Source organism: Roseateles sp., assembly GCF_047654785.1.
Lineage (GTDB): Bacteria > Pseudomonadota > Gammaproteobacteria > Burkholderiales > Burkholderiaceae_C > Pelomonas.
In genome coordinates this window covers 867705-885598 of record NZ_JASGKQ010000003.1, presented here as the reverse complement: position 1 = coordinate 885598, position 17894 = coordinate 867705, and the positions used below count along the sequence as shown (strand labels likewise).

General features: G+C 72.9%; 20 protein-coding genes. 2 read left to right on the top strand and 18 right to left on the bottom strand.

Translation table 11 applies throughout. The features are described from left to right. Positions 1-11: 11 nt before the first annotated feature. The gene (locus QM788_RS13180; RefSeq protein ID WP_415661930.1) at positions 12-836 is read left to right on the top strand and encodes a DMT family transporter; all 825 of its coding nucleotides are present in this window, start codon (positions 12-14) and stop codon (positions 834-836) included. Between the two features lie 56 nt (positions 837-892). On the opposite strand, the gene QM788_RS13175 is transcribed toward QM788_RS13180, so the two are convergent. From QM788_RS13175 to flgB, 15 genes are all read right to left on the bottom strand, one after another. After that, positions 893-1915, bottom strand: a complete 1023-nt coding sequence (locus tag QM788_RS13175; RefSeq protein ID WP_415661929.1) for a hypothetical protein — start codon at positions 1913-1915, stop codon at positions 893-895. 81 nt (positions 1916-1996) lie between these two features. Continuing rightward, entirely contained in the window at positions 1997-4195 is a 2199-nt protein-coding gene (locus QM788_RS13170) for a tetratricopeptide repeat protein (protein ID WP_415661928.1), read from the bottom strand. A 150-nt stretch (positions 4196-4345) separates the two neighbouring features. Continuing rightward, positions 4346-5230, bottom strand: a complete 885-nt coding sequence (locus tag QM788_RS13165) for a flagellin (protein WP_415661927.1) — start codon at positions 5228-5230, stop codon at positions 4346-4348. Between the two features lie 330 nt (positions 5231-5560). Further along, entirely contained in the window at positions 5561-6625 is a 1065-nt protein-coding gene (locus QM788_RS13160) for a hypothetical protein (protein WP_415661926.1), read from the bottom strand. Between the two features lie 152 nt (positions 6626-6777). After that, positions 6778-7668 (bottom strand): flagellar hook-associated protein FlgL, encoded by an 891-nt coding sequence (gene flgL / locus QM788_RS13155; protein WP_415661925.1) that lies wholly within the window; start codon positions 7666-7668, stop codon positions 6778-6780. A gap of 12 nt (positions 7669-7680) precedes the next feature. Further along, the gene (flgK, locus tag QM788_RS13150; protein WP_415661924.1) at positions 7681-9009 is read right to left on the bottom strand and encodes a flagellar hook-associated protein FlgK; all 1329 of its coding nucleotides are present in this window, start codon (positions 9007-9009) and stop codon (positions 7681-7683) included. A 24-nt stretch (positions 9010-9033) separates the two neighbouring features. After that, the gene (locus QM788_RS13145; RefSeq protein WP_415661923.1) at positions 9034-9369 is read right to left on the bottom strand and encodes a hypothetical protein; all 336 of its coding nucleotides are present in this window, start codon (positions 9367-9369) and stop codon (positions 9034-9036) included. A gap of 2 nt (positions 9370-9371) precedes the next feature. After that, a complete protein-coding gene (locus QM788_RS13140; protein ID WP_415661922.1) occupies positions 9372-10481 on the bottom strand; it encodes a flagellar basal body P-ring protein FlgI in 1110 nt (369 codons plus the stop codon). Positions 10482-10492: 11 nt separating this feature from the next. Continuing rightward, on the bottom strand, positions 10493-11290 hold the full coding sequence (gene flgH / locus QM788_RS13135) for a flagellar basal body L-ring protein FlgH (RefSeq protein ID WP_415661921.1): 798 nt from the start codon (positions 11288-11290) through the stop codon (positions 10493-10495). Position 11291: 1 nt separating this feature from the next. After that, complete coding sequence (gene flgG, locus QM788_RS13130; RefSeq protein WP_415661920.1) at positions 11292-12080, bottom strand: flagellar basal-body rod protein FlgG; 789 nt, start codon at positions 12078-12080, stop codon at positions 11292-11294. 20 nt (positions 12081-12100) lie between these two features. Continuing rightward, positions 12101-12838, bottom strand: coding sequence for a flagellar basal body rod protein FlgF (locus tag QM788_RS13125; RefSeq protein ID WP_415661919.1), 738 nt, complete (start codon positions 12836-12838; stop codon positions 12101-12103). A 251-nt stretch (positions 12839-13089) separates the two neighbouring features. After that, entirely contained in the window at positions 13090-14298 is a 1209-nt protein-coding gene (locus tag QM788_RS13120) for a flagellar hook protein FlgE (protein WP_415661918.1), read from the bottom strand. 31 nt (positions 14299-14329) lie between these two features. Continuing rightward, complete coding sequence (locus tag QM788_RS13115; protein WP_415661917.1) at positions 14330-15010, bottom strand: flagellar hook capping FlgD N-terminal domain-containing protein; 681 nt, start codon at positions 15008-15010, stop codon at positions 14330-14332. A 2-nt stretch (positions 15011-15012) separates the two neighbouring features. Continuing rightward, entirely contained in the window at positions 15013-15435 is a 423-nt protein-coding gene (flgC, locus tag QM788_RS13110) for a flagellar basal body rod protein FlgC (RefSeq protein ID WP_415661916.1), read from the bottom strand. An 11-nt stretch (positions 15436-15446) separates the two neighbouring features. After that, complete coding sequence (gene flgB / locus QM788_RS13105; RefSeq protein ID WP_415661915.1) at positions 15447-15809, bottom strand: flagellar basal body rod protein FlgB; 363 nt, start codon at positions 15807-15809, stop codon at positions 15447-15449. Positions 15810-15840: 31 nt separating this feature from the next. On the opposite strand from flgB, the gene flgA reads away from it, so the two are divergent. Beyond that, the gene (gene flgA / locus QM788_RS13100) at positions 15841-16497 is read left to right on the top strand and encodes a flagellar basal body P-ring formation chaperone FlgA (protein ID WP_415662987.1); all 657 of its coding nucleotides are present in this window, start codon (positions 15841-15843) and stop codon (positions 16495-16497) included. Positions 16498-16499: 2 nt separating this feature from the next. On the opposite strand, the gene QM788_RS13095 is transcribed toward flgA, so the two are convergent. Genes QM788_RS13095 through flgM form a run of 3 tightly spaced genes read right to left on the bottom strand, consistent with a single transcriptional unit; the run spans position 16500 to position 17894 of the window. Next, a complete protein-coding gene (locus tag QM788_RS13095; protein ID WP_415661914.1) occupies positions 16500-17192 on the bottom strand; it encodes a glucosaminidase domain-containing protein in 693 nt (230 codons plus the stop codon). Beyond that, positions 17179-17610: a flagellar export chaperone FlgN gene (gene flgN, locus QM788_RS13090; protein ID WP_415661913.1), complete on the bottom strand. Its 432-nt coding sequence runs from the start codon at positions 17608-17610 to the stop codon at positions 17179-17181. The genes QM788_RS13095 and flgN overlap by 14 nt, the downstream gene beginning before the upstream one ends. After that, positions 17607-17894 carry a flagellar biosynthesis anti-sigma factor FlgM gene (gene flgM, locus QM788_RS13085; protein WP_415661912.1) on the bottom strand — a complete coding sequence of 96 codons (288 nt, stop codon included), beginning with the start codon at positions 17892-17894 and terminating at the stop codon, positions 17607-17609. Before flgM ends, flgN begins: the two co-directional genes overlap by 4 nt.

Here is a 17894-nt window from a genome sequence, read left to right as displayed (position 1 = left end):
CCCTGACGGTGATGGCATTCATCATCAAGCTGGAAGCAAAACAGTTCTCGGTTCCCGACATCCTGTTCATCAGGTCGGCGTCGTCCGCCTGCTTCGTGCTGCTGCTCCGGCCAGTCCTCCGCTTCCCGCTGCGGACGCCTGTTTTCGGCCTCCATGCCCGGCGCAGCGCCTTCGGGCTGGTGTCCATGGCGACCTGGTACTACACGCTGGGGGTCTTGCCGATGGGCGTCTCCGTGACGCTGAACTACCTGTCGCCACTTTTCCTCGGGCTCATCCTCTACCTCGGCGACGGCTCCGGCAGCAAGCCATCGACGCGGGAGCTCGGATACCTCCTGCTCGGCTTGCTGGGCGTCATTGTTCTTTTGAACCCCTTCAGCGGCCGCCTGCAACCCGGCGATGTCATCCCCGTCGCGTCGGGCGTGTGCGCTTCGGCGATGGCGGCGCTTGCATTCAAGGACGTCCGCGTGCTGAAGCGCGCCGCGCAGAACGAATGGCAGATGGTGTTCTATTTCTCGGCCATCGCGGCCGTCCTGTCATTCCCGCTGACCTCGCTGGCCCGGCTCCACATCGGCCATGACGTCCAGGGCGGCCTGCTGCTCGTGATGGCCGGGGTCCTGGGGGCGCTGGGGCAGTTTGGCGTGTCGAAGGCGTTTGGCTCCGGCGACCCGATCGTCGCCGCGTCCCTCCAGTACCTGACCGTCGTGTTCTCGCTGCTTCTCGCGTGGCTTGCGCTGGGAGAAACGGTTTCGCTCGCGCAGCTGACGGGGGTCGGCATCATCGTCGCGGCCGCCCTCCTCAACATCGCCGCCCGCGGTCGCAGGCCATCCGGGGCGTAGCAGGCCGGGCCATGCCCGCCCCCGGGGCGCCGCGCGGACGCTGGCCGGCCGGCGCTTCACCGCAACGCCTGGTCCTGCTGCAGCACGCGGGCGATCTCCGCGGCGGCGCGGAACAGCGGCTGGCTGGCCGCCGCGGCCAGGCCCTGGGCGCGCTGTGCGGGGGCGGCGTCCGGCAGCGGCGGCGGACGCAGGCCCAGGCTGCAATGGCGCAGGCGCAGCGGCACGGCGGCCAGCGCCCGGGCGATGGCCGGCAGCCGCGTGCGCAGCCAGGGCAAGGCCTCGGCGCGCTCCGCGCAGCAATGCAGCAGCAGGCCGTGGCGCCACTGCAGCAGCACCAGCACCCAGCCCTGCGGCGTGGCCAGGTTCAGGCCCAGGCAGACGCCGCCGTCCGGCAGGCCGGCCCCCGCCGGCGCCCCCCCGCCCCGGCCGCCATCCTGCCGGCCCGCCTCATCGGCGCCGGCGGCGGCCGGCCAGAAGCCGCCCAGCGGGCCCAGCAGCCGCAGCCACAGCATCTGGCCCAGCCAGCCCGCCAGCTGCACCGGCGCGGCCTGGGCCGCCAACGCGGCGTCCGGGCCGGGCGGGGGCGCGGCCGGGCCGGCCGGCGCGCGCAGCTGCTCGGCCAGCATCCGGGCGCGCCACTGCACGGCCATCTGTTCTGCCACTTGTTCGGCGCCCTGTTCGGCCCCCTGCACGGGCAGCCGCGCGTCCTGGTCCAGGTGCCAGCGCTGCAGCCGGCCCTGGTCCGGCCGCAGCGCGCGCCAGCCCCATTCGTCGCCCGGCGTCTCGTCTGGCAGGGCAGCGGCCGCCGCCTCGCGCTGCAGCAGCTGCAGCGCCAGCCGCGGCTCGCGGGACAGCACGCGCAGCAGCAGCGTGTCGCCCGGCCGGGCCAGGCCGGCGGGCAGGCCCAGCTGCAGGCCGTCCTCGGCGTCGCCCAGCAGGCCGCCGTCGGCCGCCTGCGCGACGCGCAGGCGCAGCAGCTCGCCGACCTGCGCCTCCCGCCCACCCGCCTGGCGCGGCCAGGCCTCGACGGGGCGCAGCGGCCTGAGCGCCGAAACGGGGGCGGGGATGGGGGCGTTCATGGGCAGGCGGGCTGGCCCAGGAACAAGGCGACCGCCGCGCGGGGAACTTAACCCCGCGCCCCGGCGGACGCGGGCGGGCCGTCAGCGCCCGATGTGCAGCTTCTGGCCGGAGCCCAGGATGTCGGCGAGGTCGCGGCGGCTGCGCTCCTGGTCCAGCCGGGCCTGCAGGGCCTCGATCCGGGCGTCCTGCTCGCGGCAGCGCTGCGCGACCTGGTCCTGCAGCGTGTCGAGGGCCGCCTGCAGCCGGCCGTTGGCCGCCTCCAGCACGGCCACGCGCTGCGCCAGGCCGTCGGCGTCGGCCGGTGCGGGGCCTGGCGCCGGTGCCGCAGCGGCCGGCGGGCGTTCGGTGGCAGCCGGCAGCGGCTCGGGCGGCAGCCCCGCCTCGGCGCGCACCCACATGCGCTCCAGCAGCGCCGCGAAGTCGCGCGCATAGCGCGGCGCGTCGAACAGCGGCAGCTCGCGGCGCCGCTCGCGCAGCCCGGCCTGGGCGGCGCGCAGCTCGGCCAGGTCGCCCTGCGTCAGCGCGATGGCCCGCTGCACATAGGCCTGCGCATCGGCGCAGACGAAGCCGGGCAGCTCGCAGGCCTGGACCAGGCTGGCCGCCACGCGCGACGCGAAGGTCTCGCCGGGCACGGTCAGCACCGGCACGCCGGCCCACAGCGCGTCGCTGGCCGTGGTGTGCGCGTTGCAGGGCCAGGTGTCCAGGAACAGGTCGGCGGCCTGCAGCCGCGCGACGTTCAGGTCCTCGGCGACCCGTGGCGAGAAGAACAGGCGCTCGGCCGCCACGCCGCGCCGGCCCAGCTCGGCCACGAGCGCCTTGCTCGCGCCCTCGTTCCAGTTCAGCAGCCACAGCACGGCCTGCGGGCTGCCGTGCAGGATCTGCGCCCACAGCCCGGCCATGTCTGCCGTGATCTTGTAGGCCTGGTTGAAGCAGCACAGCACCGGCACGCCCGCGGGCAGGCCCAGCGCGGCGCGGTCCACCGGCGGCAGCGGCGCGCGCTGGCGGTCGTTGGGCTGGTAGCTGTGCGGCATCTGCGCGATGCGCTCGGCGTAGCCGTCCTGGTGCGTCAGCGGCGTCACCACCGGGTCGCCGATGAGGTAGTCCAGGAAGTCGGCGCCGCTGGTGCCGGGGTAGCCGAGGAAGCCCACCTGCACCGGCGCCGGCCGCTGGCTCAGCAGCTGCATCCGGCCGTTCTCGGTGTGGCCCTTGAGGTCGATGGCGATGTCGATGCCGTCCGCGCGCATCAGGCGCGCGACCTCGGCGTCGCTGACGTTGTTGACGTCGCGGAACTGGTCGGCCGCGGCGCGGATGCGCTGCTGCTGGGGCGAGCCGTCGGCCGGGCTGTGGCAGTAGAGGACGACCTCGAAGCGCCCGCGGTCCAGCAGCTCGACGAGCTCCACCAGCAGGGTCACGGTCGCGTGCCGGAAGAAGTCCGACGACAGCAGGCCCAGGCGCAGCCGGGGCTTGCGCGTGCCGGCGGCCGTGACCGGCGGCAGCGGCCGCAGCCCCCGCACCAGGCGCTGCGTCTCCAGGCGGCCGGCCTGCAGCTGCTGCGCGCGGCTGCTCGGCAGCGCCAGCAGCACGAACGGCGGCACGCCCTCGTCCGCGCGCGCCAGCCGCTCCAGCAGGCGCGGCGCCTGCTTCGCCAGGTCCTCCCAGCGCGCCAGCCGCCCCAACTGGTGGACCAGCAGGCTCTGCGCCAGCACGCCGCACTCCTGCGTGCCGTCGGCGGCGAGCAGGCTGGCCGTCTCGAAGCTGATCGCGGACTGCGCGTCCATGTCCAGCCGCTTCAGCGCCAGGCCGAGCAGGTAGTGCGTCGCGGCCCGCTTGGGGTCGAGCTGCAGCGCGTCGATGCAGACCTGCACCGCGTCCCGGGGCCGGTGCGCGCGGAACAGCGCCAGCGCCTGCTTCTCCAGCGCCTGCGGGTCGCGCCGCAGCGGCGCCGGCAGCTGCTCGCAGGCGGTCGCCAGCCCGGCCCAGTCGGCCTGCAGCTCCAGGCATTGCAGCAGCAGCTGCTGCGCCTGGGCGTGGTGGGGCACGAGCGCCAGCAGCCGCCGCGCCGCCCGCTCGGCACGCGCCGCGTCGCCCATGGTCAGCCCCAGCTCCACCAGGTTCAGCCAGGGCTCGGGCGCAGCGGGCGCGAGCCGGGCCGCGGACTCGAACAGCGCGGCCGCGCGCTCCCACTGGCGCGCCGCCATCGCCTTGCGGCCGGCCTCGCCGGCCTGCCGGGCCTTCGGGCTCTGGCGGGCCGCGCCGGGCCGGGGTGCGACAACATTCATACGGGCATCCTGACAAGAAAAAGCGGCCTGCCGGCAGCGGCAGCCCATCGGCCGCCACTATCCCCGCAAAGCCGCGCGGCGGTCCAAAAGGAAAACCGGGCCTCGGCCCGGTTTTTCACGCTTGCCGGCCCGTCATGCCGGGCCCCGGCCTCATTGCAGCAGCGACATGACCATGCCGGACATGCTGTTGGCCTGCTTCAGCATCGAAGTGCTGGCCTGCATCAGCATCTGCTTGGTCGTCATGTTGGACGTCTCGGTCGCGTAGTCCACGTCCATGATGCGGCCGGTGGCGGCCTTGGCGGTGGTGCTCATGTTCTGCAGGTTGTTGAAGACGTGGTCCAGGCGGTTGGACGCGGCGCCCAGGTCGGCGCGCAGCGCACCGACCTTGTCGAGCGCGCCGGCCAGCGTCGTCAGCATCGTGTTGTCCGTCGCGCTCATCTCCGTGCCCGCCGTGCCCGGCGTGGCGTAGGTGTGCGCCGCGGTGCTCAGCGCGGTGGCCAGGGACGTCAGGTTCGTGGCCAGGTCCACCGTCATCGTCTCGCCCGAGGTGGCACCGATCTGGAAGGTGACGCCGCCGGCCGTGGACAGCAGGCCGCCGGCGCCGGTGACGCCGGTGCCGTCGCTGAGCAGCTTGGTGCCGCCGAACGCGGTGTTCTTGACGATGTTGGCCAGTTCCTTGCCCAGCGCGTCGTATTCGGACTGCATGGCGGTCTTGTCGGCGGTGGTGGTGGAGACCGTGTAGGCCTCGGTCGCCAGGTCCTTCATGCGCGTCAGGATGTTGGAGACCTCGTCCAGCGCGCCTTCGGCCGTCTGCATCATCGAGATGCCGTTCTGCGTGTTCTTCATCGCCACGGCCATGCCGCTGGTCTGGGCCTTCAGGCGGGTGGCGATCTGCAGGCCGGCGGCGTCGTCCATCGCGGAGTTGACGCGGAAGCCCGTGCCCAGGCGGGACATCGAGGTGGACAGGGCCGACTGGGTGCGGCTCAGCGAGGCTTGGGTCGACAGGGCCGATGCGTTGGTGTTCAGGCTCAGCATGGGAGGCTCCAATAGGGTGGGTTGATCTGCTTGGCGGGGCGAGCTTTCCTGCCCTCAACAGCACAGGGCGGCCGCCCCGGCACCGGACTTAAGCGCGCCGCGCCGGCAAATCCACTTTCGCTGCATTCGCCGCGCCCCGCGTGCACTCCATCACGGCGCCGGGCCGATCCCCGGGCAGATGCCCCCGCAACGGCCACCGCCGCGATGGGCGAGCCGGCTTCCAGGGAGAGGCTTCTGCGGCGAAGGTTCGTGGAGCGGACAGCCGGCGTGCGGCGGCTCGCAGGGCAGAAGGCGGTATCGGAAACGGCGCGCGCGGCGCGGCGCCCGCGCTCAGGCCGCGCCGGGCGCCAGCAGCTGGTCCACGCGCGCGCGGTGCACGCCGGACACCGCCGGCAGCAGGGCCGACAGCTGTTCGTAGTCCAGCGGCGCGCCCTGCCCCGCCTCGGCGAAGTGGGCGGCCAGGCGGGCGGCGCTGGCGGCCTCGGCCGCATCGGGCGCGGGCGCCGCGGCGGCCGCGGCCTCCAGCCGCTGGCCCAGGGCCTGGCGCGCCAGGCCCAGCTGCTGCTGGGCCTGCACCACGCCGGCCAGGCTGGTGCGCTGGGCCTCGGCGTCGTCCACCTGCCAGCGGGCGGGCTGGAGGGCGTCGGGCCTGGCGTCCAGCATCGCGCGCACCGGCTGGCCGCTGGGGAAGCGGCGGCCGTCGCCGCGCAGCTGCAGGCCGTCGCGCAGCATCGGCCAGCGGCTCTCGGACACCGCGAGCAGCACGCCGCCGTCGGCCTGCGCGCGGGTCTGCACGCCCAGGCCGGCCAGGCCCTGGGCGACGGCACGCAAATGGCTGTCGCGGCCCCGGCCGTCGAGATGGATGCTGAGCGCACGGCCCTGGCCGGGCAGGGTCAGGCGCAGGGTCTCGGCGCCGGCGGCGGCCAGGCTGTTGCCGTCCAGCCCGCGCAGGCTGAACTCGCGCTGCGGCTCGCGGCTCTCGGGCACGGCCTGCAGGCGGGCGTCGATCCGGCCCCCGGCCTCGGCCTCGCGGGCCTGCCAGAGGCGGGCGACGCCGTCCACGCGGGCCTGCAGGTCCAGCGCGGAGGCGGGCAGCTGGCGCGCCAGCGTCAGGCTCAGGCCGCTCTTGAGCTGCTGCAGCGCGGCATCCAGCTGCTGCGCATAGGCCAGGCCCTGCTGCAGCGCGCCGACGCGCTGCTGCGCACCCGGCTCGCGCGCGGCCTGCCCGGCCGCCATCGGCCGCAGCGGCCGGGCCGCAGCCGGCACGCCCGGCGCGGACGCCAGCGGCGCCGGGGCGGCGGGCGCCAGCGCCCCGCCCGCCGCGGCGGTGGCGGTGCGGCCGGCGGTGCGGGTCGGCGGGTTCTGGAGGGCAGGCAGGGCCGGCAGCGCGGGCATCAGCCTAAATCCGGCGGTTGGGCATGCCCGCAGCGCCAGACCAGCGGGCGTGCAGCGCTACCCACCGAAGTGCTGATCTCCGCATCGGCGACAAGGTGTTGAAACATCAGCGCTTTCGATGAATGGCAAGCGGTCAACTGCCGGATTTGGGCTCAGAGCACGTCGAACAGGCTCAGGTTGCTGACGCGGGCATAGGCCTTCTGCGTCGCCTGCACGGCCAGCTCATAGCTGTTCAGCCGGATCGCCGCCTCGGCGTAGTCCACCTTGCCCAGCGCCAGCGTCGCGTCCTGGTTGGCCAGGCTGACCGCGGCATGGTTGTCGTCCAGCGTGTTGATGACGTTCTGGCGGCCGCCCTGCTGGGCGATCTGGCCACTGAGGAAGCCCAGCAGCCCATCCGCGGCGTCGATCTGGCTGCGCGCCGTGGCGCTGGTGTAGCTGCCGCTGCCGAAGGCCGTGATCGCGGCCTGCAGGCCGTTCAGGAAGCCGGCCACGTCGTAGTCGCTCAGCGCGACGTTCGCGGGCAGGGTCACGCCGTCGCCGACGGCGACCTGCTGGGTCGCGTTGTCGACCCCGGCGCCGAAGCCGTAGACGCCGGCCGACAGCGTCAGCGTCGGCACGTCGGACGCCGTGCCCGAGAACATGTACTGGCCCTCGGCGTTGCGCGTGTTGGCGCTGTAGAACAGGCTGTCGCGCAGCGACTCCAGCGAGGTCGCCATGGCCTTCACGTCCTCGGGCGTGGACGAGCCGTTGGCCGCCCAGACCATCAGGTCGCGCACCATCATCAGGTCGTCCTGCATGCTGGCCAGCGTGGTCTCGTTGTTCTGCAGCCGCGTCGTCAGCGCCGCGATGTTGTTGCGGTACTGGCCCAGCGCCGCCTCCTCGCGCGACAGGCGCGCCAGCCGCACGGTGGCGATGGTGTCGTCCGAGGGCTTGAGCACACGGCTGCCGGAGGACATCTGGCTCATCACCTTGGTCAGGCCGGCGTTGGCCGTCTGCAAGGCGGTGTTCATGGTCTGGCTGTACTGGGCGGTGGCGATGCGCATGGGGAGCTCCGGTCAGAACGCGGCGAGCGTGCTGTCGAACAGCTTGCCGGCGGCGGCGATGACTTTCATGTTGGCCTGGTACATCTGCTGGTACTGCATCAGGTTGATGGCCTCCTCGTCGGTGTTGACGCCGCTGGTGGCCGCCCAGGTGGCCTGCGACTGGTCGCGCACGGTCTGCGCGGTGGTCTGGGCCGCCTGGTTCTGCTGGCTGCGCACGCCCAGCGTGCCGACGAGCTGGGTGTAGATGTCGCCCAGCACGGTGCCGGTGCCGCCGAACTGGGTGACGGCGAGGCTGCTGTCTTTCAGCTTGATCAGCGCGGTCAGGTTGGCGCCGCCGCCGACGCCCTCGCCCGGCCCCGCGAACGCGAGCTGGGCGGCGGTGATGCCGGTGACCCCCAGCCCGTCCGGCGTGAACAGCGCCGGCCCGCCGGCCAGCGCCAGCTGGCCGTTGAACTTCTGCGCGATGCCCGCGGCCAGCTCCGTGACCGTCTGCTGCATCGGCTTGAGCACCTGCAACTCGTAGTCGATGACGCCGCCCAGCTGGCCGCCCAGGCCCTGGCTGGCCACGCCGAAGGTGGTGTTGGCGAAGCGCAGCTCCAGCGCGCCGCCGTTCTGGCTCAGCACCGCCGCGTCGTCGCCCACCACCAGCGGCTGGCCGTTGTTCAGCGACACGTTGACCGTGCCGTCCGCCTGCGCCACCACCTGCACGCCGGCCAGCGCGGCCAGCGCGTCGATGCGCTGGTCGCGCGCGTCCAGCAGGCCCGAGGTGTTCAGGCCGCCGGCCTGGGCCGCGGCGATCTGGCGGTTCAGCAGCGCGACGTCGGCCGTGTAGCCGTTGATCTGGCTGACCGCCGCGCCGCGCTGGTCGCCCAGCGCGTTGAGCTGCGTCGTGAACAGCTGCCGCTGGCCGGCGATGCGCTTGGCCAGCGTGTCCGCCGCGGTCAGCACCTGGGAGCGCAGCGAGGCCGAGTCGGGCTGCACGCTGGCGGCGTTGAGCGACGCGAAGAAACCATCCAGCGCGTTGTTGATGTTGGAGGTGTCGTCCGACATCACCGATTCGAGCTGGTCCAGGTAGGGCTGGCCGGCGTCGTAGCGGCCCAGCTCGGAGGCCGCCTTCCACATCTGCTGCGACTTGTAGCCGTCGGCGAAGCGGACCAGCGACGACACCTGCACGCCGTTGCCGGCCGCCATCAGGCCGCCGGCCAGCGCCTGGCGCGAACTCAGCAGCACGCCCTGGCGGGTGTAGCCCGGCGTGGCCGCGTTGGCGAGGTTCTGGCTGGTGGTGTTGAGCACCGTCTGCGCCGCGATGGCGCCCGACAGGGCGTTGTGGATCATGCTCATGGGCGGCTGCCTCGGGTCTGGGCCTCAGGTCTGGGAAGAAGGCGACGCGCCGGGGCCGGCGCTTAAATCCGGCGCCGGCAGCAGCTGCCTGAGCAGCAGGTCGGCGATGCCGAAGGCGCGCTGGCCCGCCAGCGCGTCGGCGACCAGGCCGTCGGCCAGGTCGTTCAACGGCTCGTCGGCCTTCTTCTTCAGCGGGCTGTCGTCGTCGGCCAGCTCGCGCGTGGCGGCGCGCATCTGGCCCAGCATCTGCTTGATGAACTGGGCCTCGAACTTGACGGCCGCGTCGGTGGCGCGCTGGTGCAGCCGGGCGTCGGCGTCGGCGGCCGGGGGCTGGGACTGGAGGGCGTTGTCGAGCTTCATCGCTAGATGACCTGCAGTTCGCCGTCGATCGCGCCGGCCTGGTCCAGCGCCTGCAGGATGGCCATGATGTCGTCGGGGTTGGCGCCGATGCTGTTGATGGTGTCGACGATGGCCTGCAGGCTGGCGCCGGCCGGCCAGCGCAGCATGCGGCCGCTGCCCTGGTCCACCGCCACCTGCGACTGCGGCACCACCTGCGTCTGGCCCCGGCCGAAGGGCGCGGGCTGGCTGACCTGGGGGCGCTCGCTGATGACCACCTTCAGCGCGCCGTGCGAGACGGCGGCCGGGCGCACGCGCACGCCCTCGGCGATGACCACCGTGCCGGTGCGCGAGTTGAACACCACCTTGGGCAGGCCGGCGCCGGCCTCGATGCCCAGTCCCTGCAGCTGGGCGATGAAGGCCACGCGCTGCGTGGGCTCCTCGGGCGCCTGCACCTCGACGCTGGTGGCGTCGCGCGTGCTGGCGACGCCGGCGCCGAAGCGCTGGTTGACGGCCTGCACGATGCGGGTGGCCGTCTCGAAGCTGGGGCGCTTCAGGCTCAGCGTCACGCCGGGGGCGCTGGCCAGGTCGTTGCCGATCTCGCGCTCGATGCTGGCGCCATTGGGGATGCGGCCCGTGGTGGGCGTGTTGACGGTGACGCTGGAGCCGCTCTGCCCCTGCGCCGACAGCCCGCCGACCACCACGTTGCCCTGGGCCAGCGCATAGACCTCGCCGTCGGCCGCCTGCAGCTGCGTCAGCAGCAGCACGCCGCCGCGCAGGCTCTTGGCGTCGCCCAGCGACGAGACCGTCACGTCGATGGTCTGGCCGCGCCGGTAGCCGCTCGGGAAGCTGGCGCTGACCATCACGGTGGCGACGTTCTTGGATTTGGGGTCCACGCCCGGCGGCTGCTTGATGCCGAACTGCTTCAGCAGGTTGTTGACCGACTGGCCGGCGAACTTGACCTGGGTGCTGTCGCCGCTGCCGTTCAGGCCCACGACCAGGCCGTAGCCCAGCAGCTGGTTCTCGCGCATGCCCTCGACGTGCACCAGCTGGCCCAGCGCCTGCGCGGCGTGGGCGGCCGGGGCCAGCAGCAGGAGCAGCAGCGCGGCGGCGGCCGAGGCGAAGAGTTGCTTCATGGGTCCGGGCCTCAGAAGGGCATCAGCGGGTTGACGAACCAGCGCGTCAGCCAGCCGGGGGTGTTCGCGTTCGCCATGTCGCCCTGGCCGGCGTAGGCGATGCGGGCGTTGGCGATGCGCTGCGAGGAGACGCGGTTGTCGCTGTCCACGTCGGCCGCGCGCACATAGCCGCCCAGGCGGATCAGCTCCTCGCCCTGGTTCAGGTAAAGGCTTTTCTCGCCCTGCACCTTCAGCAGCCCGTTGGGCAGCACCTCGCCGACGACCACCGTGATCGCGCCGCTGAGCGTGTTCTGCTGGCTGCTGGTGGCGCGGCCGCTGAAGTCGCGGCCGCTGCCGATGTTGCCGCTGCTGCCGATCTGGCGGATGCCCATCGCGAACTCGGCGCTGCTCTGCTTGCCCAGCGTCGTGTCGGCCTTCTTGCTGGCCTGGGTGGTTTCCTGCAGCACGACGGTCAGCACGTCGCCGGGGCGGAAGGCGCGCGTGTCCGAGGTCAGCGGCGTCGCGCGCTCGGCGACGAACACGCCACCGGCCCGCGCACGCACCGGCGCCGCCGCGGGCGTGACCGGCGGCAGTGCCTGCGGCTCGGCGGCGGGCAGCGGCGGGGGCACGAAGGCGGCGCAGCCGGTCAGCAGCCCGACCAGCGCAAGGCTGGCGTATTTCGACTTCGGGCCGAGCGCCGGGTTGCTCCCAAGCCGGCCCGCGCTGGCGATGTACTCGCGGCTCGACGCCGCGAGCATCGCCGTCCCCTCGGGGGACCGGCCGGGCTTGCCGGCGTCCAGCCGGCGCAAGACGGGGCGAGGGGCAGTCATCTCAGCGTGCAGCCTGCGCCAGCGTCTGCAGCATGTTGTCGGCCGCGGACAGCACCTTGGTGTTCATCTCGTAGGTGCGCTGCGCGGCGATCATGTCCACCATCTCTTCCACCACCTGCACGTTCGAGCCCTCCAGCGCGCCCTGCTTGAGCTTGCCCAGGCCGTCCGCGCCAGGCACGCCCTCGGTGGGCGCACCGCTGGCGCTGGTCTCCTGGTAGAGGTTGTCGCCCAGCGCCAGCAGGCCGGTGGGGTTGATGAAGTTGGTCAGGCGCAGCTGGCCCAGCTCGGTGGGCGTCGCGGCGCCGGCCACGGTGGCGGTGACCAGGCCGTTCTCGCCAATGGTCAGCCCCGTCGCGTTGGCCGGCACGCTGATCTCGGGCTGCAGCACCAGGCCCTGCGCGTTGGTCAGCTGGCCGTTGGTGTTGACCTGCAGCTGGCCGGCGCGCGTGTAGGCGGCGCGGCCGTTCGGGCCGGCCACCTGCAGGAAGCCCTGGCCGACGATGGCCACGTCCAGGCTCTGGCCGGTGGTCTGCAGGCTGCCGTTGGTGAACACCTTCTGCGTGCCCGCCAGCCGCGTGCCGTTGCCCAGCTGCACGCCGGCCGGCGCGGCGTTGCCGTCGTCGCCCTGCGCGCCGGGCTGGCGCTCCACTTGGTAGAACAGGTCCTCGAACATCACGCGGTCGCGCTTGAAGCCGACGGTGTTGACGTTGGCGAGGTTGTTGGCGACGGCCTGCAGCTTGGCGTCCTGCGCCTGCACGCCGGTCTTGCTGATCCACATGGCGGGGTTCATGGTTTTCTCCTGGCTGGGATTTATTCGCGGATGAGACGGTTGCCCGCTTCGGCCATGCCGTCCGCGGATTTGAACAAGCGCATCTGGATTTCGAAGTCGCGCGACAGGCTCATGGTCGTGACCATTTCCTCGACGGCGGACACATTGCTGCCCTCCAGCCGCCCGTTGGCCACGCGCACGCCCTCATCGGCGTCCAGCGGCGCGCCGTCGCGGGCCACCAGCAGGCCCTGCTCGTCCTTGCGCAGCCTGCTGAACTCGGGGCTGACCAGCTTGAGCCGGTCCACCGCCTGCAACTCCGCCGAGTCGGCGGTGCGCACCGAGATCACGCCGTCGGCGCTGACCTCCAGCTTGCTGTATTGCGGCAGCGTGATCGGGCCGCCCTCGCCCAGCACCGGGCGGCGGCCCAGCAGCAGCCGGCCGTCAGCATCCAGCGTGAAGCCGCCGGCGCGCGTGTAGGCCTCGCCAGTGGCGCCGCCCTGCTCGGTCTGCACGGCGAACAGGCCGGGGCCCTGGATGGCGATGTCCAGCTCGCGGCCGGTCTCACGCTGGCCGCCCTCGCGGGCGCTGACGGCGTCGCTGGCCAGCTCGTTGAGGTGGCGCGCGGCATAGCCGGCGCCCTCGACCTGGTGCGCGCTGGACAGCTCCAGGTTGGCGCGGAAGCCCGTCGTGTCGGCGTTGGCCAGGTTGTTGGCGTGCACCTGCTGGGCGCGCAGCACCCGCTCGGCGCCGCTCATCGCGGTGTAGATCAGGGCGTCCATGGCTCAGCCTAAATCCGGCAGTTGGGCATGCCCGAGGGGCTGGCGAGGCGGGCCGCTGGCAAGGCGCGCCGACGAAGTGGGCTGATGCCCACGAGGAGAAGCAACGCCGCCAGCGGCTCGCAGCGCCAGTCCAGCGGGCATGCAGCGGTGCTCACCGACGTGGTGATCCCCGCATGGGCGACAAGGTGTTGAAACATCATGGCTTTCGACGAATGGCAAGCGGTCAACTGCCGGATTTAGGCTCGGTCGCCTCAGATGGCTTGCATCAGCGCCTGCATCACCTGGCTCTCGGTGGAGATGACCTTGGTGTTGGCCTGGTAGTTGCGCTGGGCGGACATCAGGTCCACCAGTTGGCTGGTGATGTCGACGTTGGACTGCTCCACCGAGCCGACCGCCAGCGAGCCCGTCATCGACGTGCCGGGCTGCGAGTACAGCGCCGTGCCGCTGTCCGGCGTGGCCTTCCAGCTGGTGTCGCTGACGGCCTGCAGCGCGAACGGGTTGGCGAAGTTGGCCAGCGCGACGGTGCCCAGCCTCTGCTGCTTGCCGTTGCTGTAGGTGGCGATGACGCTACCGTCGTCCGCCAGGCTGGTGCCGGTCAGCGTGCCGGCGGCGTTGCCGTTGGCGGCGTTGGTCAGCGTCGTCGTGTCGCTGGCGTACTGCGTCGTGCCCTTGTAGTCGATGGTCAGGTTGATCGGGTCGACGCCGGCCGGCGAGGCGGTGAAGGTCGCCGTCGATGCGCCGGCCAGCGTGCCGTCGGTGCCGAAGCTCAGCGTGGCGTTGGCCGCCGCGGCCGGGGTGCTGCCGTCGAAGCTGTAGTAGACCTCGGCCTGGTTGCTGCCCGTCTTCACGAAGTACTGCGTCAGCGCGTGCTTGGCGCCCTGCGAGTCGTAGACGACCGAGGTGACCGAGCTGTTGTAGGTGGTCGCGTCCGTCATGTCGAAGGGCGTGGTGGCGGGCACGCTCCAGTCGGCCGACAGGTTGCCGTTCAGGTTGAGCTTGTCGCTCGCCGCGGCGCCCACCTGGGTGCTGCCGACGCGCAGGTCGCCGAAGGCGCCCAGGCCGGCGCCGGCCACCGGCTGGCCGTTGGCGTCCAGCACCGCGTTGTTGCCCTGCAGCTTGCGGCCCAGCGTGTCGATGACGTAGCCGTCCTTGTCGACGTTGAACAGGCCGACGCGGGTGAACACCGTCTCGCCCATGCCGTCGCGCACGGCGAAGAAGCCGCTGCCCTGGATCATCGCGTCCATGCTGCCGCCGGTGTTCAGCGCGCCGCCGGCCTTGCCGATGTTCTGCGTCACCGACGACACCTCGGCGCCGTTGGCCTGCGTGCCGGCGTACATGGCCGAGAAGTTCGCGCGGCTGCTCTTGTAGCCGTAGGTGCCGGTGTTGGCGATGTTGTGGCTGATGGTCTCCAGCGAACCGTTGACCGCGGCGATGCCCGAGCGTGCGATTTCAAAACTCATGGTGGGATCCTTGTCGCTTTGGGGAATGGGGTTAGTGGGCCCCGGCCGCGCCGGCGGCCAGGCCCTTGAACTGGGTGATGAGGCGCGAGCTGAATTCGCCCAGGCCGCCGAGCTGCACCATCGCGCTGCCGTCGCTGGCCAGGCGCACGCCGCTGATGCGGCCGACGGCTTCCGGCGTGACGCCCTGGCCGGCCTCGTTCAGCACCGCGACCGTGTAGCTGCCCGTGGCCAGGCCCAGCGCCTGCGGGTCCAGCGTGTAGCCGTGGCTGCCCCGGGCCAGGTCGCCGAGATCGACCTCGCGCTTGCGGCCGGCGGCGTCGGTCAGCAGCAGCGTGGCCGGCGCGGCGGCGCCGTCCAGCGTGAAGGCCAGCTCGACGGGGCTGCCGTCCAGCGCCAGTTGGCCGGCGCTGACATGCACCGTGCTGCCGACCTGGCTGCCCAGGCTCAGCATCTGCAGGCTGGACAGGATGCTGTTGTTGTAGGCCGTCTGCGTGGCCAGCGCCTGCAGCGACTCGACCTGGCTGAGCTGCGACAGCTGGTTGACGAACTGGCTGGCGTCGGTGGGCTCCAGCGGGTCCTGGTACTGGATCTGCGCGACCAGCAGCGTCGTGAACAGCTGCGAGATCTGTGCCGCGCCGTTGGCGGCCACGGCGGAGCCGTTGGCGGCCGTGCCGGCGGCGGCGCCGGCCTGGGTGGCATCGACGGTGCTCATGTTCAGGACTCCCCGAGGCGCAGCAGCGACTGCTGCATGGACTTGATCCGCCCCAGCACCTCGACGTTGGTCTCGAAGGCGCGCGACGCGGACAGCATGTCGGTCATTTCGGCGACCGGGTTGACGTTCGGATAGAAGACCTCGCCGCGCTCGTTGGCCAGCGGGTTCTCGGGCTCGTAGACGCGGCGCAGCGGCTCGTCGCTCTCCACCACGTCCAGCACCTGCACGCGGCTGCCGGCGAGCTGCCCGCCCGCCTCGCCGCCGATCGGCAGCGCCGCGAACACCGGCTTCTTCGCGCGGTAGGCGCCGTCCTCGCTGCCGGCGGCGGACTGCGCGTTCGCCAGGTTGCTGGCGATGGTGTTGAGCCGCGTCGTCTGGGCCGCCATGGCCGAGCCGGCGATCTGGCTGATCTGCTTGAAGGACATGCCGCTACTCCTTACTGCCCGTTGATGGCCTTGGCCAGGCCCCTGAGCTTCATGTTCAGAAAGGTCAGGCTGGCGCCGAAGTCCTGCGCGTTCTGCGCGAACGCGGCCTGCTCCACGCCCAGTTCGACGGTGTTGCCGTCCTGGGCCGCATGGAAGGGCACGCGGTACTGCAGCTCGCCCGCGTCAGTGTCGGCCAGCAAACCGTCTTCGCCGTCGCCGAGCTGGCGCAAGGTCGCGGCAAAATCCACATCACGCGCCTGGTAGCCGGGCGTGTTTTCGTTCGCGATGTTCGAGGCCAGCACCTTGGTGCGCTCGGCACGCAGGCGCAGCGCGTCGGCGTGCAGGCCCATGGCCTTGCTGAAATCAATGCTCATGCTTCGCTCTCCGAGAAATCTGTTGTGGGCCGTGCTGGCCCTGCCGCTGCCGGCGCTGGCCGCCAGCCTGGAGGCCCAGGTGCAGGACGCGGCCCGCCGCGCCGTGCTGGAACTGGCCGACCGCGAGGGCTGGGTGGCGCCCGAGCTGCAGTTCGCGCCGCTGGCCGCCCGGCCCGCGCCGGCCTGCGCCGGCGGCTGGGAGGTCACGCTGCAGGACGCGCGCAGCCTGTCGCGGCTGCGGCTGGCGGCGCGCTGCCCGGCCAGCCCGGCCGTGCCGGCGCAGAGCTTCGTGCTGCGCGCCAGCCTCAGCGCCGAGGTGCTGGTGGCCCGCCAGCCGGTCGCCGCCGGCCGGCCGCTGGCGGAGGACGATGTCGAGCTGCAGCGCCGCGACATCGGCCAGGCCAGCGACGCGCTGGGCCGGCTGGAGGACGCGCTGGGCCAGGCCCCGCGCAGCAGCCTTCGGCCGGGCCAGCTGCTGCAGAAGCGCCAGCTCGCGCCGGCCCAGCTGGTGCGCCGCGGCGAGCGGGTGCGCATCGTCGCGCACAGCGAGGGCATCGAGGTGCAGGGCGCCGGCGAGGCGCTGGACGCCGGCGCGCGCGACGCGGTCATCCGCGTGCGCAACAGCGCCAGCGGCCGGGTCATCAGCGCGCGCGTGCTGGACGCCGGCCTGGTGGAGCCCCTGCGCTGACATCAGCGCTTCCCCTTGGCGATCTGCGCCGCCACGCGGGCCAGCTTGTCGGCATAGGCCGGGTCGGTGGCGTAGCCGCCCTGCTGCAGCGCGCGGCCATAGGCCAGCGCGTCGCCGCCGGTGCCCAGCGCGCCCTGGTAGCGCGGGCTGCCGCCGATCAGCTGCGCGAAGTCGCGGAAGGCGCTGCCGGCGTCGGCATAGCTGCGGAAGCCGGCGCGGCGAGGCTGGGCCACGCCGTCCTCGTATTCGGTGGTCTGCACCTCGGCGACGTCGCCGCGCCAGGCCGCCGTGGCCTTCAGCCCGAACAGGTTGTGGCTGTCGGCGCCGGCCTCGGTGCGGATGGGCCGCTGGCCCCAGCCGGACTCCAGCGCCGCGTGCGCGGACAGCACCTCGGGCGCCACGCCCAGCGCGCGGCCGGCCTCCTCGGCCAGCGGCGCGATCCGCGCCAGCCAGGCCTGCTGCTCGGCGGACGGTGCATCCACGGCGCCGGCCTGCAGCCGGTGCACCTGCGCCTCGGGGCTGAGCCCGCCGCCCGCGTCGTCGCCCTGCGCGATGAAGCGGCTGACCTCGGCGTTCAGCTCGCGGTAGAGCGCGCCGAAGCTGCCGCCCGCGCCTCCCGCACCGTTCGCGCGCGGCGCGTCCGGCAGCGCCGCGAAGCCGCCCGCGGCGCCGATGCGGAACTCAGGATTCAGCATAGAGCCCCTCCTCGACGCCCATCACCCGGCGCATCAGCGCCTGCTGGTCGGTGATGAGCTGGCAGTTGCGCTGGTTCAGCGCCTTGCAGTCGCGCACCTGCGCCTCCAGCGCCGCCCACAGGCCGGCCAGCGGCTGCTCCACCGGCGCCGGCAGGCGCTGCAGCAAGCGGCCGATGCCGGGCTCGCCCTGCGGCCCCAGCAGCTGGCGCAGCAGCAGGCCGCGGCGGCGGGTGTGGGCGTCCAGTTCGTCCACCAGCGCGACGATCTCGTCGGCGAGCCGCCGCAGCGGCTCCGCCTGGTGGCGCAGCGCGGCCTGGAACTGGGCCTCCAGCAGCTCGCGCAGCCGGGCGTAGGCCGAGCGGTCGGCCTGCAGCCCGCGCAGCAGCGCCGCCAGCGCCTCGGTACGGCGACCCGTCACTGGCCGGCCCCGTGGAAGCGCTGGATCAGCCGGGCCAGGCGCTCGGCGTCGAAGCCGATCTCGCCGCGCGCCAGCGCCTCGCGCAGCGCGTCGACCTTGGCCTGGTCGATCTCGGGCAGCACGGCCAGCGCCTCGCGGGCCGGGCCCAGCACGCGCGACTCGAGCTCGGCGTTCGCCGTGCCCAGCACCGCGGCGGCGGCGCCGCCGGCCTTGGCGACGGCCGGCTGCTCGCCGCCGGCGGCGGGCTTGTCCACGGCATGGCCGCTGTTCGGGACGATCTTCAT

Bases quoted from the DNA above. Each gene is read 5' to 3' on its own strand.
- flgL (WP_415661925.1), bottom strand. From the start codon at position 7,668: ATGCGCATCGCCACCGCCCAGTACAGCCAGACCATGAACACCGCCTTG.
- QM788_RS13170 (WP_415661928.1), bottom strand. From the start codon at position 4,195: ATGAATGTTGTCGCACCCCGGCCCGGCGCGGCCCGCCAGAGCCCGAAG.
- flgK (WP_415661924.1), bottom strand. From the start codon at position 9,009: ATGAGCATGATCCACAACGCCCTGTCGGGCGCCATCGCGGCGCAGACG.
- QM788_RS13175 (WP_415661929.1), bottom strand. From the start codon at position 1,915: ATGAACGCCCCCATCCCCGCCCCCGTTTCGGCGCTCAGGCCGCTGCGC.
- flgM (WP_415661912.1), bottom strand. From the start codon at position 17,894: ATGAAGATCGTCCCGAACAGCGGCCATGCCGTGGACAAGCCCGCCGCC.
- flgC (WP_415661916.1), bottom strand. From the start codon at position 15,435: ATGTCCTTCAAGCAGATCAGCCAGATCGCCGGCTCGGCCATGGCGGCC.
- QM788_RS13140 (WP_415661922.1), bottom strand. From the start codon at position 10,481: ATGAAGCAACTCTTCGCCTCGGCCGCCGCCGCGCTGCTGCTCCTGCTG.
- QM788_RS13160 (WP_415661926.1), bottom strand. From the start codon at position 6,625: ATGCCCGCGCTGCCGGCCCTGCCTGCCCTCCAGAACCCGCCGACCCGC.
- QM788_RS13125 (WP_415661919.1), bottom strand. From the start codon at position 12,838: ATGGACGCCCTGATCTACACCGCGATGAGCGGCGCCGAGCGGGTGCTG.
- QM788_RS13180 (WP_415661930.1), top strand. From the start codon at position 12: ATGGCATTCATCATCAAGCTGGAAGCAAAACAGTTCTCGGTTCCCGAC.
- QM788_RS13115 (WP_415661917.1), bottom strand. From the start codon at position 15,010: ATGAGCACCGTCGATGCCACCCAGGCCGGCGCCGCCGCCGGCACGGCC.
- flgG (WP_415661920.1), bottom strand. From the start codon at position 12,080: ATGAACCCCGCCATGTGGATCAGCAAGACCGGCGTGCAGGCGCAGGAC.
- QM788_RS13095 (WP_415661914.1), bottom strand. From the start codon at position 17,192: ATGCTGAATCCTGAGTTCCGCATCGGCGCCGCGGGCGGCTTCGCGGCG.
- flgB (WP_415661915.1), bottom strand. From the start codon at position 15,809: ATGAGCATTGATTTCAGCAAGGCCATGGGCCTGCACGCCGACGCGCTG.
- QM788_RS13145 (WP_415661923.1), bottom strand. From the start codon at position 9,369: ATGAAGCTCGACAACGCCCTCCAGTCCCAGCCCCCGGCCGCCGACGCC.
- QM788_RS13165 (WP_415661927.1), bottom strand. From the start codon at position 5,230: ATGCTGAGCCTGAACACCAACGCATCGGCCCTGTCGACCCAAGCCTCG.
- QM788_RS13120 (WP_415661918.1), bottom strand. From the start codon at position 14,298: ATGAGTTTTGAAATCGCACGCTCGGGCATCGCCGCGGTCAACGGTTCG.
- flgH (WP_415661921.1), bottom strand. From the start codon at position 11,290: ATGACTGCCCCTCGCCCCGTCTTGCGCCGGCTGGACGCCGGCAAGCCC.